Source organism: Brachyspira suanatina, assembly GCF_001049755.1.
In the GTDB taxonomy this organism is placed as follows: domain Bacteria; phylum Spirochaetota; class Brachyspiria; order Brachyspirales; family Brachyspiraceae; genus Brachyspira; species Brachyspira suanatina.
This window is the reverse complement of sequence record NZ_CVLB01000002.1, coordinates 287862-302129: the sequence shown is the minus strand read 5'-3', so window position 1 is coordinate 302129 and position 14268 is coordinate 287862. Positions and strand designations below refer to the sequence as shown.

The following is a 14268-nucleotide window of genomic DNA, read 5'->3' as shown; positions in this document are numbered from 1 at the left end:
ATAAATATTTTTTCTAATTTTTAATTTATCAAATAAGGGAATTATTTATGGGCATTTCTTATAAAGACAGCGGAGTCAGCAGAGAAGAAGGTTATAAAGCTGTATCTCTGATGAAAGAAGTTGTGGCTAAAACTATGCATACAAATGTACTTAATAATATAGGAAGTTTCGGTGCTTTGTATGAGCTTGGTAAGTATAATAATCCAGTACTTGTATCCGGAACTGACGGAGTAGGTACAAAGTTAGAAATAGCATTTTCTATGAAGAAGTATGATACTGTCGGAATAGATGCTGTTGCTATGTGTGTTAATGATGTGCTTTGTCATGGTGCTAAGCCTATTTTCTTTTTGGATTATCTTGCATGCGGAAGATTAAATGGAGAGACTGCTGCTTTAATAGTTAAAGGTATTGCTGACGGATGTTATGAGGCTGGTGCTGCTTTAATAGGCGGAGAAACTGCCGAAATGCCTGGTTTTTATAAAGATGGAGATTATGATATAGCTGGTTTTTGTGTGGGAGTTGTAGAGAAGGATAAAATTATTGACGGCTCTAAAGTTAGTGAAGGAGATGCTATTATAGGTATTGCTTCATCTGGTTTTCACAGTAATGGATATTCACTTATAAGAAAACTTGTGAGGGATTATAATGCTGTATATGAGGGTGAAAAAATAGGAGAAACTCTTTTAACACCTACTAAAATATATGTAAAAAAAGTACTTCCTTTATTAGAAAAATATAATATTAAAGGTATGGCTCATATCACAGGAGGCGGTTTAATAGAAAATGTTCCTCGTTCTGTTGCTAAAGGATATAAGGCTGTAATTAAAAAGGATAGTTTTGTTACCCCTAATATATTTAATTATATTCAGTATCTTGGTAATATAAAAGAAGAAGAAATGTATAATACTTTCAATATGGGTATCGGATTTGTAATAATAGCTTCTAAAGAGGATAAAGATAGTATCATAAATGATTTGAAAGAGAAAAATGAATCCGCTTATGAAATAGGGTATATTGCTAAAAATGATAATGAGGATAAGAGTGATATATGCTTAGAGTAGCCGTTTTAATTTCCGGAGGCGGAAGTAATTTAAAATCTTTGATAGATTCACAAGATAATGATTATTATAAAATAGATATAGTTATTGCAGATAGGGATTGCGGCGGACTTAATATTGCTGAAAATGCTGGAATAAAGGCCGTATTATTAGATAGAAAAGTATATAAAAAAGATTTATTCAAAAAAATAGATGAAGAGATTTCTAATATAGATTTGGTTGTATTGGCAGGATTTTTATCAATAGTAGACAGTGCCTTTATAAGAAAATGGGAAGGAAAAATTATTAATATTCATCCATCTCTTCTTCCTAAATATGGTGGAAAGGGAATGTATGGTATTCATGTTCATGAGGCTGTAATTGTAAACAAGGAAAAAGAATCAGGCTGTACTGTTCATTATGTTACTGATACTATAGACGGCGGAGACATTATAATGCAGACTAAAGTTGAAGTAAAAGAAGATGATACTGCAGAAATTTTACAAAAACGTGTATTAGTAGAAGAACATAAATTACTTCCTGCTACTGTGAAAAAACTTTCTAAAATGTGATTTTAAATTTGGGCTTTATTCTAATTCCCCACCCTTTAAGTTTATTGTAGACATTATAAATATAATAGTCATTGTTTTTTTATTTTTATAAGAAAAAGCAATGCCCGCCCAAGCTGGGATTAGATTTATAGCTTTGTTAAACGCATGCTTAGTTATTTTTAATCATATTGTATAATTGTGAATTTCAAATTAATTTATATTTTTTATCTATTTAGCATGCGTTATTTACCCATATAATAAATATATGCAGACATTATAGATATCTCGGCATTATTATAATTTTCATCTGATGATGCTTCTGCTGCTTCAGGGTCAAGATCCCCATAACTAAAATAGCTTGATAAAGGAGCATAATCCTCTTCAGTATTATAATCATCTATGCTAGTTCTTATTATAGAATCATTCAAATCAGCAACCATTAATTTAGCAGCATCATTTGAATTGCCTGGAATATTATTATTGTTGTATATTGTACTTACAGCACCAAATATGAGTAAAGCAGCAGCTATTGAACTTATAGATGCTATAACTCTCTTTTTATTGAAAATGCTTGCAGGCTTCTTATTTATTTTGATATTTGACATACCTAAAAGTATAGATGACATAGAATTGATTTCATCTCTGAATTTCTGACAAGATTTACAAGAAGCTAAATGTTTTTCCATTTCAAATATTTCATTAGCATCTAAATCATTGTCCTTATGTCTGCTGATAAGCATTTCATAATATTCATGATTATTTTTCATAAGCTCACCCCCATTTTTTTCATAATAGATAGAAGTTTTTTTCTAGCTCTGAATATCCTAGTTCTAACAGTATTAACCGGCAGATCCAATTTTTCGGATATTTCATTGTAAGAATAATTTTCATATTCAGCCATCATAAGCGGAATTCTGAAATCATCTTCCAATTTTTCCAAAGCCTCGGCTAATATAATTCTATGTATGCTGTCATCATTTCCAGATTCCTGTACTTCAGAATTTCTATATTCTTTTAAGCGGTATTTTTTTTCTCGCTCTTTTTTTCTTATATGATCAACAGCCCTGTTAAAAGAAACCCTATAAAGCCAAGTGTATATTTTACTTCTTCCTTCAAAACTTTCACGTTTTATGTAAAAACTTACAAAAACGTCCTGCACAATCTCTTCAGCTTCATCTTTATTAGAAATGATAGAATAAACCAAATTGAATAATGGTTTTTTATACATTTCTATAAGCTCTTTGTAAGCTTCCTCATTACCTGTTTTGAATGCATCTATATTATCTTCATAAGCCATAGCGCTGCTCATATTTATCCTTATAAAAATTACCTATCTCATCATGCAACTGTTTAGCTGAGCTTTTTGCTCTGGAGTAAGAACAGCTATAATATCCAAATCTCTCACTATCCTTAAATAATCTCTTAAAGCCTCTTGTTCTTTTTTCTGTTTTATCAGCTCTTTAATAGCATTTCTATCAGTATTGTCTTTCATTAACTCCAATCTTATACTGTTCTCTATTCTTTCTATTTCTAATCTGATAGGTTCTTCTTCTGTAATAAATTTGATGGCTATATCATACATTCTTTCAGCCTGTTCATCAGTTAGAGTTATACCAATTTTTCTAAAAAACTGTAAAGGATCATGTCCTAATCTTTTATCAAATTCGCCCCCTCTTCTGTTTCTTCCATGTCCAGGCCCATGAGGACCGGGACCTTTAGGACCCGGTTGTGCAAAAATTGACAAAGATAATAATAATATTAAAGATACAGTATAAAATATTTTATTCATAAACTCTCCTTATCACTCCATAACTTTCAATATTATATTATCTTTTGCATTGTTAGACGTAATTCTTATATAAAAAGTTCCCGCTATTTTTTAAAAATAATATAATATTTTATCCTTTTTATCTCATTATTTGAAAATAATGATAATATATCCAAGTCGCATGACATTATAGTATAATCAAAATCGGCTTCTTTTGCTTTTTTCTCGAATATTAACTGTTTAACACTGTCTAAATCTATATCTTCTTTTTTAAATTCATCATTTATTTTCATATCGATTTTATTTATTTCAAATAAAATCTTTCTAGCATCTTTTAAGTATTTCTTTGTGATTGAATTTATAGTGTATTTTTTTTCTAGACTTATATCCACTCCGGCATCAGTTAACACTTTCATAGAAGCATCATTTATTATAAAATGTTCTTCGGCATATAAACTATATATATTAAAAATTAATATGGCAATAATCATTATTTTTTTCATATAAAAACCTCTTAATTGATTATTTATCATTTAGACGAATGAATTATTAAAAAGTTCCTAAAATGATCATATCTTTTTATGCTTTAAAAAATAAAGTATTTATATTATAATAAAACAATATATTTTCATATGATTTGGATAACTAATGTATAAAATAATTTTTTTAGACGGTAAATCAAAAACAATAAAACTTCTTTATGACAATAAAAGTAATGATGAAAAAGCTATGTTTTCACTTATGAAATATATAAAATCCAAAATAAATGCAAAAATAGAACAATCAGATGAAGGTTTTTTATTGTTTAATGATGAAAAAAAATATTTATTTTATATATCAGATAATGATGCTATATGTATAAAAGTGCTTATGCATGATGATAAAGTTGCTTTTACAAATTTTAAATATATGGAAAGAGAGTTTAAAAGCTATATAGATGAAATTAATATATTGATTGCAAAAGAGAAGATAGAAAATATAAATAATTCAATAAAAAATAATATGTGGCTTGATTTTATGATTTCTAATTATGGAAATAACTTGAATATAGTAGGAGGTAATGATTTAAGCTGCAGTCATATTATAGAAATTATTTTTAGAAATGCTTCTTTTGTGCAATGCTCAAAGTATTTTAATGCATGCCCAAATGAATATGATATATTTCATTTATGCAGTAATGATGAAATTGAAGAAGTAATAAAAAAATATAAAAATGTTATTAACGGTAAATATTCTATAATGATAAAAATTAAAGCAGATGATATGAACAGTTATTTTTATATAGCATGCGATGGGATAGATTTTATTTATAAAGAGGTAGTATATGATTATAATTTTACTTCTCTCTATACCGCTGACAAAGAAAATATAATAAAAAAATATGATCTTATCAAAGAAGGAGATTCTTGGTATCAGGAGAAAGAAAACTCACATAAGACATTAATATTTACTGACAAATTTTTGAATAGGAATGATACTATAGGTATATTATTCAGAATATATAAATTATGTTTTGCTAAAGTTAAATATTTTAGAACCTACATGTTTAAATTTGAACCTTATAAATATGATTATAAAAAAGGCTTTATAGAAACAGAACTTTGGGATGCTGAATTTTTTAAACATATTGATTCAGGATATATGATAGATTTAAGATATTTGCAGTCTATAAAAGTTTATGAAGACTTTATAAAGTTATGTGAAGAATTAGAAAAATTTGAAAAATAAAATAATTATATTGATAAAAAAATAGTTTATATTGCAACTTTTTTTTTAATTATTCGTCTAAAATAAAGAATTTAATAAGAGTTTAACATATATAGTATGCTATATAAAAGGTAGGGTGAAGCGAATGAGAAATTTTATAGAATTAGTAGTAAAAAGACCCGTAGCGGTTTTTATGTGTATGATAGCAGTATTGATATTAGGGTTTGTAAGTTTAAGTAAATTAGCAGTTGATTTTTTACCGGATATGGAGCTTCCCTATATAACAGTAAGTACAGAGTATGAGAATGCTGGTCCTGAAGAAGTAGAAAAATCAGTTACAAGAATAGTTGAAAATGCAGTTGCCACTGTAAGCGATATTAATACAATCACTTCTACTTCGGAAGAAGGTAAATCAAGCGTATTTATAGAATTTAACTGGGGTACTGATTTAGCAGTTGCTACAGCAGATGTAAGAGAAGCTATAGACGGAATAAAAAATTCGCTTCCGGATGATGCAGACAGCCCTACAGTACTTAAATTTTCTACAGATATGACTCCTATAATGGAAATAGCTTTTTTCGGTACAGATAATTTAGGAGCATTATATACATTAATAGATAATCAGATATTAAATAAAATAGAGCAGGCTTCAGGAGTAGCAAGAGCTGAAATAAGAGGCGGACTTAAAAGTGAGATGAAAGTCGATTTAGTTTTAAATAGACTTCATGCTTATGGAATAGATATTAACAGTATAGTTTCTCTTTTATCATCAGAAAATCAGAATCTATCAGGCGGTGATACTTATGAAGGAGTTTATAAGTATACTCTAAGAACTATGGGAGAGTTTACAACTCCTGAAGATATTGAAAATACTGTTGTGGCTTTAAAAACAAATGATACTCCTATAAAATTAAAGGATATAGGAAGAGTTTATCAAGGATACAGTGATGACTCTGAGATAGTAAAAATCAATGGAATGCCTGCAATATCAGTATCAGTTAATAAAGAATCAGGCGGAAATTCTGTTAATGTATCAAAGGCTGTAAAAAAGCAATTAGCTAATCTTAATCTTCCTGAAGGCGTAGAGTATGAAATATTATTTAATAGTGCTGATAATGTAAATGAGGCTATAAACGGAGTATTAGATACAGCTTGGCAGGGAGGATTATTTGCCGTTATTATATTAATGCTTTACTTATGGAATGTAAAAACAGTTTCTATAATAGCAGTTTCAATTCCTATATCTATTATAATTACATTTACATTGATGTATTTTATGGGAATAACTTTGAATATTATATCATTATCAGGACTTGTTTTAGGTATTGGTATGATGGTTGATAACTCCATTGTAGTTTTGGAAAATATATTCTATTATCGAAATAATGGATATGGTAAATATTCATCAGCTATAAATGGTACTTCTACAGTAGCTCTTGCAATATCTGCTTCTACTCTTACAACTATAGCGGTATTCTTACCTTTCCTTTTCGTTGAAGGACAAACAGGACAATTATTCAGAGATTTATGTATTACAGTTACAGTTTCAATGATAGGTTCTTTATTCGTTGCTCTTACAATAGTTCCTATGCTTGGTGCTAGACTTGTAACAAATAAGAAAACTAAATTTTTAATACCTATAGAAAATTTTGTTAATGATAAATTCCATAGCAAAATTAATAACTTATATTCTAATTTATTAAGCTATTCTATAAAAAATAAAAAGAAAGTATTTATCTCTTCATTATCAGTAGTATTTGTAATAATAATATTAGGTTTAATTTTTATAGGTAAAGAAGGATTTCCTACTTCAGATGAAGGACAATTTAAGATAGAAGTAAAAATGCCTGTAGGGACTAAATCAGAACAAACACAGGCTTTCATTACAAGAATGGAAGGCGATATACAAGATGCTATAGGAGAGGATTTTGACAGAATGCAGTCTAGAGTAAAATCAGGTTCTGAAGAAAATTCTGCGGAAATAAGAGTGCAGCTTAGAGATAAAAGTGAAGGAAGAAAATTGTCTGTTGATGAATATATAGAGATAACAAGAAATAGATTAGTATCATATCCGGCACAGATTAATATATCTGCTGTAACAACTTCAGCTATAGGAGGAGGCGGAAGAAACGGAGGAACAGGAGGACAGGAAATAGAAATAGAACTTGTAGGAGATGATTTAGATAAGTCTACAGAAATAGCAAATAATATAATAAAATCAATATCGGATATAGAAGGAATAAGAGAGCCTAGACTTACAAGAGATGATTCAAATCCTGAACTTAAAATATATGTTAATAGAGAAATAGCAGCCAAAATGGGTATTAATGTAAACACAATAGCAAATATTATTAAAACAAGTTTTGCAGGTACAACAGCTACAACTATGACACCTCTCAATTCTGATGTTACAGATATAGATGTTAATGTTCAGCTTGGAGAGCCTGACAGATTAAAAATAGATGATATATCAAGACTTATGATACCTACAACAGCAGGAATAGTACCTATATCATCAGTAGCAACTATAGAAAAAAGCTATGGCCCTACGGAGATAGAAAGAAAAGACAGTACAAGAATTACAACTATAAAAGCATCAGCATATAATAGAGCATTAAGCGAAATAATGCAGGATGTTCAGGAAAATATTTCAAAAGAAGTATTTCTTCCTTCAGGATTTACTATTAATTATGCCGGAGATTTTGAGGATATGAAAGAAGCATTTTTACAACTTATTCAGGCCTTTATATTAGCATTGGTTTTAGTTTATGCTATAATGGCTAGTCAGTTTGAATCTTTTATTGCTCCTTTCGTTATAGCATTAGCAATACCATTTGGTTTCGCTGGTTCTTTATTAGCATTATTTATAGGAAGACAAACTTTAAGCGTATACAGCGGAATAGGATTTATTGTTTTGATTGGTATTGTAGTAAATAATGGTATTGTACTTATAGATTATATGAATCAGCTTATGCATGAAAAAAATCTCAATGGAGATGAATCGGCATTGGAGTCAGGACCTAGAAGATTAAGACCGGTACTTATGACAACGCTTACAACTATATTAGGACTTTTACCTATGGCATTATCAGGAGGAAGCGGAAACGAAATGTATCAGCCTTTATCTATTGCTATACTAGGCGGGCTTTTAGTTTCAACAGCATTTACTCTTATAATAGTACCTACTGTTTATGCTGCTATAAGAAATAAAATACCTCTAAAAGATTATGAGAAAAAAGATATTGAAAGTAAAAATGATTTCTCTGATTATGATGCTATAAATGTTACAGGTAAGTGATTTTTTATAATATATGTTAAGGGTTTGATTTTTTATTAAAATACAAGCCCTTAATTATTGTTATATTATTACTAATTTATTCATGCTCTAATAATTTTTTATAGGTAGCATCTATTGCAAAAGCTCCTAATGGGGCTGTTATAAGTATGGCAAGAACTGCTATAACAAGTATAATCTCTCCTGAAGCAAAACCTAATGATAAAGGAATTGAACCTATTGCAGCCTGCACTGTTGCTTTTGGACAATATGCAATCATACTAAATATTCTCTCTTTTTTATTTAATTTAGTTTTTATTAATGATACAAGCACCCCAAACATTCTGAATATCAAAACAGCAAATATTAATATAACTCCTAATGCTCCGGCTTTCATAGCATAATTAATATTTACAGCAGCTCCTACAAGTACGAAAAGCATAATTTCAGCAGCTACCCAAAGTTTAGAATATTTTAATGAAAGTCTTTTTGATAATTCTTCTTTTGATTTTTTAAGATATGCTCCTATACTCATAACGGCTAAAAGTCCGGATATTCCTATAATGCCTCCAAATAGATTTGATATTGAATTTTCTATGCTTACAAGTATAAATGATATGCTTAGTATTATAACTACTTTAGCACTGTCTCTTATATGAAATCTGGTAAAGAATTTGGATAATATGAAACCAATAATCACTCCCAACAAAAGCCCGAATATAATTGAAGTAGGTATTTTTATAAAATCAAGATAAGAGATATTGCCTCCTTTTACAAGAGAAGTAAAAGATGTAAATAATACTATTACAAATATATCATCAACGGAAGCTCCTGCCATTAATAATTGAGGTATGCTTTTATTAGTACCGTATCTTTCATCTATGAGTTTAAGCATCTTAGGTACAAGCACAGCAGGAGATACAGCAGCAACAACAGAACCCATTAAAGCAGCATCCAATAAACTTATATCAAAAAGTTTTGGAGCCACTAAAATCATTCCTATTATTTCAAAAGTTGCTGGAACAAAGCACATAAGTATCGCGGGACGTCCTACCTTTTTTAAATCTTCTATATCAAGATTAAGTCCAGCACGTGTTAATATTATTATTAGTGCTAATTCTCTTAAATCTGCTGATATTGAAAGTATTGAATTATCAAGCAAATTAAAGCAGTATGGACCTAGTATTATACCTGTGATTATAAGACCTAAAAGAGAAGGAAGTTTTAAAAGTGAAAATATTTTTCCAAGTATCATTCCGCATAAAAATATCAAAGCTAAACTGAGAAGCATAAATATATAATCCTTTTTTATTAGTATGTGATTCTTTATGAGTATATGAATTATTAGATATTAGTTGAAAAAAAAATATAAAAACTGAATCTGCAAATCCATATATCAATTATTAAAGATTTTTATTTATTCTTCAATAATCATAAAAAATCATAGAAATTTGCAGAAGTCATCAGCTTTTATATAAAAAATAAATAAAGCGGTTTAATTATTTAATAAATTGATTAAATAATTTAAGGAGACCTCATTCCTTATTTGTTGTATACTTTATCATAAAGTATTTTTTATTTCAAGTTATTTTTTTAAATCTTTAAAACTTAAAGCAGTATTTGATTTTTTATCAACCTTTAATTTCATACCTAAAACTTTATTATAATATTTGGCAGGTATTCCAACGCAAGGTCTTAAAGCTATTAAATCTTTTTCTGTGATTATTTCACCTCTAAGCATAGCATGGCTTAAATAAATACCTCTTTTGGCATATACAAGTTCCTTTTTTTCCTGCTTGCTTAATACATGCTCTTTCTTGCTTGCAGTATCGCCTCCAAGCATAGTTAATGTTTTATCAATAGACTTTATCATTTCAGACATGCCATTTGTATCTAAGCTAATTATATGATCTCCTGTTTCTTTTTCAGGTGTAACAGTAAAGTGTTTTTCTATTATTTTAGCACCTAAAGAAACAGCAATTATAGGAGCTTCAATACCTATAGTATGATCTGAATATCCTATTATATTATTTTTAAATAGATTTTTCATAACAGATATTCTGTTGAGTCTAGCATTCTGTAAAGGAGTAGGGTATTCTACAGAGCAATGTAATAATGCTACTTCATTTTTTTTCAATATTTTTAAGGCTTCTTTTATATCTTTATTTAAAGCTAGCCCTGTTGAAAGTATGACAGGCTTTTGAGTCTTAGCAACAGCTTCAAGCAAAGGTATATTATCTATATCGCATGAAGCTATTTTTATTATAGGTATATCGTAGCTTACAATATCATTTACAGAATCTACAGAAAAAGGAGTTGTTATAAATATGATTTTATTTTTTTTAGCTTCTTTTATTAACGGTTCATACCATTCTTTTTTTAATATGATATTATCAACACCGTCTAAAGCATCATCTTTTAATTTCAAAATTTTAGTATATTCTTTTGCGGCGAATAAAGTTTTTTGTGTGAAGCTTTGAAATTTTACAGCATCAGCACCGGATTTAGCAGCTTCTTGAATAAGTTTTATTGCAGTATTTAAATCGCCTTCATGATTACATCCTGCTTCAGCTATTATGAAATATCCTTTTTTATTTATAAGATCTTTTAATTTTAACATACAATCATATCCTAACTATTAGTTTGTAATATATTATCGAAATAGAATTGTTTAATTATTAAAACTTTTTAGTATTGGAAAATATTGAAGAAATAAATGCGTTAAAAAAAAATGAGCTGGTGATGGGACTCGAACCCGCAACCGGCTGATTACAAATCAGCTGCTCTACCAATTGAGCTACACCAGCGAAGTGATTATTATTATACAATAACAGAAAAAAAAGTCAAGCGTTTGAATAAAAAAATGTATATTTTTTTTATTCATTAACTTAATTATTCTTCTCTGTCCTTTAATCCTTCAACCATATCCAATCTATTTATATAATAAGCACTCATTATAGATACAAGGAATATTACAGTTACAAGCAATGCTATAGCAAGTATATAGCTTGACTGATATACATGCGGAACGAATGAAAATAATTTGCTTGAGAAAGGTTTTTTTACTAAATATAATATTCCGTATCCTGCCGCTATTCCTAATGGTATAGCAACTATTATTTGTGTGATAGTTTCTTTTAATGAGGCTATCATAATTTCTTTTGTGGTATATCCCATAACTTTTAGAAGCGTGAATTCATATCTTCTAGTTGCAAGCGTTATAACACCTACACCATAAAGAGAAGTAGCACCAAGTAAGAATGCTATGAATATAAGTATCTGCACCAAAAGATATATAGTGGCTATCTGATTTTTATAAGCCTCATATTCATCACTTCTGAAGCTGTAATATGAAACCTCTTTACTTTTATCCAATATATCTTTCATATCTTCCTTAGTGAAATCATCTTTAGTTGATATAAATATGCTGTTATAAACATTTTTTATATCGAATGTTTCCTCAGCAAAATTTTTATCTATATAGATATAAAACATACCTTGCTGATCAACGAATTTGCTTACTTTAACTCTTCTTGAAATACTATTTCCTAAAGTATATAACTCTATTCCAATATAATCATTTTCTTTAATATTTAATTTTTCAGCTAAATATTTAGGAATCATTACAGAATCTTCTTTATCATTATTATTAGGTATATCCATAGAAGAAAAACTGTCTTTATATATCAAAGCAGGTATATATAAACTTTCAGCATTATCTTCAAATGCAGGATATAACCTTGCCTGATAAATAGCTGCTTTATCATAATATTTAATACCATCATTAGTTAATATATCAGAATTATCTTCCCATTTTGTAGGATTTACATTTGCAACAACATCATATAAAGCAAACTTTTCGTATAAGTTGTATAGAAAATAGTCAAAAGAATTATTAAATCCCTGAGCAAATATAGTCATACTTATAGCAGCGAACATTCCCCAAAGAGATGCTAAATATCTTGTTTTGCTTCTTGATGCATTTTTTATAGCATATCTTGTATTGAAAGAAAATTTATTCCAAATCGGTAATTTTTCTACAAAACTTTTACCTGATCCTTTAGGAGGCTCTCCTCTCATAGACTGAGCAGGATTTAATTTCAATATTGATACAGCAGCCAAAAGATTAGAGAATATGCATACGAATAATATAATTGCTGCTGATATTATCCATAAATCTATATAGGTGTTATGATTAAAATTAGGCATATCGAATATATTTCCTAAAGCATTGAATATAGGAGGCAAAAGGAAATTGCTTGCAATAAAAGCTAAAAGTATACCAAAAAATGATACTAAGAATGAATATTTTATATACATAAACATTATAGAAAAATCTGTAAGTCCAATAGCTTTCATTATACCTATTTGTTTTCTTTCTACGGCAACATTTCTTCTTTGTATAATATAAAGTAAAAGTATTGCCATAAGAAGAAGTATAGAAGGACATATATATGAAAAAGAATCTATTTGAAGCAATGTTTGTTCATAGTTCACATAGTTAACGGATTGTTTTCTATCTGTGAATAAGAATATTTTTTGTTTTAATTTTATTCTTATTAGATTTTCAACATTTTGTTTATTTGCATCTTCTGTGTATTTTATATATATTGAATTGTAAGGTATATAATTAAAATGATCCTCATGAACTTCTATAACTGCAAAATCTTTAGCTTCTGAAGCAGTGCTTGCTCCGTCTTTAAATAAAAATACATAATTAGGATAAGATACTAAAGCGGCTATAACAAATGAATTGGTTTTATCATTAAATACTAATTCTACAGTATCGCCTAATTTTAGAGAGTTAGCTTCTGCAAAATTTTTATTGATTGCTATTTCATTAGTTTTTAATTCAGATTTTCCTTCATATACATAAGGCTTATTTATCCTATCTTCAGAATTATCAGTGCCATAAATTATAGCATCAATATTATCTATTTTACCCTGAAATCTATGCTTAGCAACTACTTTATCAATGCCTTTCATTTCTTCAAGAGTTTCTATATCATTGGTATTAAACATACCGAATAATACTAAATCGTCTAATGTATTTTCTTCAAAATAATTTTCAGCTGACAATTTAAAATCTCTATATACTGTTTTTACGGCAACAAAGAAAAGTACAGCTAATGTTACTATAAATACAGCAGACATAAATATAGCAAGCTGCTTATATATTTTTCTAAATAATAGTTTAGTTTTTATATTAATCATTATTTTTTTACCACTCTATATCTTCAGGATTCAAAGGATTTGGCACATCATATTTATCTAATACTTCACCGCTTAAAATTTTCACAACAGTATCAGCCATTTTAGCTATTTCTTTACTATGTGTAATAAGTATGATGCTTGTTCCTAAATTTCTGTTTAGGTCTCTAAGTATTTTTAGAGCCATAACACCTGTTTTATTATCTAATGCTCCAGTAGGCTCATCGCATAATACCACTTTAGGCTTTTTAGCTATGGCACGTGCTATACTAACTCTTTGCTGTTCTCCTCCGGATAATTCTGTAGGATAATGTTTTACTCTGTTTTCAAGACCTAATAATTTTAAAGCCTCTTCTGCATTACCTCTTGAAAGTCCTGTAATTTCAGTAGAAAATTCAACATTCTCTATAGCTGTTAGGTTAGGAAGTAAGTTATAGCTTTGAAATACGAATCCTATATTTTCTCTTCTAAATTTAGCTAATCTTTTATCACTATAATGAGAAATATCCTCACCCAAAAATAATACCTGTCCGCTTGTAGGTTTATCCAAAGCACCTAATATATTAAGCAAAGTACTTTTTCCTGAACCGCTAGGTCCTAATATAGCAGTAAGTTTTCCTTCTTCTATTGTAAGGTTAACAGATTTTAATGCCTGTGTAGCACCTCCACCATGTCCATATATCTTACTAATTTCTTTTATTTCATAAAGATAGCTCATTA

Annotated in this window: 12 protein-coding genes and 1 tRNA gene; 4 read left to right on the top strand and 9 right to left on the bottom strand. The window is 28.7% G+C overall.

Annotated elements, in window-relative coordinates:
* The first annotated feature begins 47 nt into the window (after positions 1–47).
* Both purM and purN read left to right on the top strand, forming a co-directional pair.
* Entirely contained in the window at positions 48–1061 is a 1014-nt protein-coding gene (gene purM / locus BRSU_RS10935) for a phosphoribosylformylglycinamidine cyclo-ligase (RefSeq protein WP_048595393.1), read from the top strand.
* Positions 1049–1609 carry a phosphoribosylglycinamide formyltransferase gene (purN, locus tag BRSU_RS10930; protein ID WP_048595392.1) on the top strand — a complete coding sequence of 187 codons (561 nt, stop codon included), beginning with the start codon at positions 1049–1051 and terminating at the stop codon, positions 1607–1609. The genes purM and purN overlap by 13 nt, the downstream gene beginning before the upstream one ends.
* A gap of 221 nt (positions 1610–1830) precedes the next feature.
* Here purN and BRSU_RS10925 read toward each other — a convergent pair whose 3' ends face one another.
* The 4 genes from BRSU_RS10925 to BRSU_RS10910 form a co-directional block, all read right to left on the bottom strand.
* Positions 1831–2355: a zf-HC2 domain-containing protein gene (locus BRSU_RS10925; protein WP_048595391.1), complete on the bottom strand. Its 525-nt coding sequence runs from the start codon at positions 2353–2355 to the stop codon at positions 1831–1833.
* Positions 2352–2897 (bottom strand): RNA polymerase sigma factor, encoded by a 546-nt coding sequence (locus BRSU_RS10920; protein WP_014486893.1) that lies wholly within the window; start codon positions 2895–2897, stop codon positions 2352–2354. Before BRSU_RS10920 ends, BRSU_RS10925 begins: the two co-directional genes overlap by 4 nt.
* Before the next feature lie 21 nt (positions 2898–2918).
* The gene (locus tag BRSU_RS10915) at positions 2919–3377 is read right to left on the bottom strand and encodes a Spy/CpxP family protein refolding chaperone (protein ID WP_048595390.1); all 459 of its coding nucleotides are present in this window, start codon (positions 3375–3377) and stop codon (positions 2919–2921) included.
* 83 nt (positions 3378–3460) lie between these two features.
* A complete protein-coding gene (locus BRSU_RS10910) occupies positions 3461–3859 on the bottom strand; it encodes a hypothetical protein (RefSeq protein WP_048595389.1) in 399 nt (132 codons plus the stop codon).
* 145 nt (positions 3860–4004) lie between these two features.
* Here BRSU_RS10910 and BRSU_RS10905 point away from each other — a divergent pair, with 145 nt between their 5' ends.
* Both BRSU_RS10905 and BRSU_RS10900 read left to right on the top strand, forming a co-directional pair.
* Positions 4005–5084 carry a hypothetical protein gene (locus tag BRSU_RS10905; RefSeq protein ID WP_048595388.1) on the top strand — a complete coding sequence of 360 codons (1080 nt, stop codon included), beginning with the start codon at positions 4005–4007 and terminating at the stop codon, positions 5082–5084.
* Between the two features lie 124 nt (positions 5085–5208).
* Positions 5209–8361, top strand: coding sequence for an efflux RND transporter permease subunit (locus BRSU_RS10900; RefSeq protein ID WP_048595387.1), 3153 nt, complete (start codon positions 5209–5211; stop codon positions 8359–8361).
* A 76-nt stretch (positions 8362–8437) separates the two neighbouring features.
* Here BRSU_RS10900 and BRSU_RS10895 read toward each other — a convergent pair whose 3' ends face one another.
* The 5 genes from BRSU_RS10895 to BRSU_RS10875 all read right to left on the bottom strand — a co-directional run bounded on the left by BRSU_RS10895 (position 8438) and on the right by BRSU_RS10875 (position 14266).
* Positions 8438–9628, bottom strand: coding sequence for a cation:proton antiporter (locus BRSU_RS10895; RefSeq protein WP_048595386.1), 1191 nt, complete (start codon positions 9626–9628; stop codon positions 8438–8440).
* A 294-nt stretch (positions 9629–9922) separates the two neighbouring features.
* Positions 9923–10957 carry an N-acetylneuraminate synthase family protein gene (locus tag BRSU_RS10890; RefSeq protein WP_048595385.1) on the bottom strand — a complete coding sequence of 345 codons (1035 nt, stop codon included), beginning with the start codon at positions 10955–10957 and terminating at the stop codon, positions 9923–9925.
* A gap of 114 nt (positions 10958–11071) precedes the next feature.
* A tRNA-Thr gene (locus BRSU_RS10885) sits at positions 11072–11144 on the bottom strand.
* 85 nt (positions 11145–11229) lie between these two features.
* On the bottom strand, positions 11230–13551 hold the full coding sequence (locus tag BRSU_RS10880) for an ABC transporter permease (protein ID WP_048595384.1): 2322 nt from the start codon (positions 13549–13551) through the stop codon (positions 11230–11232).
* A 7-nt stretch (positions 13552–13558) separates the two neighbouring features.
* Positions 13559–14266, bottom strand: coding sequence for an ABC transporter ATP-binding protein (locus BRSU_RS10875; RefSeq protein WP_048595383.1), 708 nt, complete (start codon positions 14264–14266; stop codon positions 13559–13561).
* Between the last annotated feature and the right edge of the window lie 2 nt (positions 14267–14268).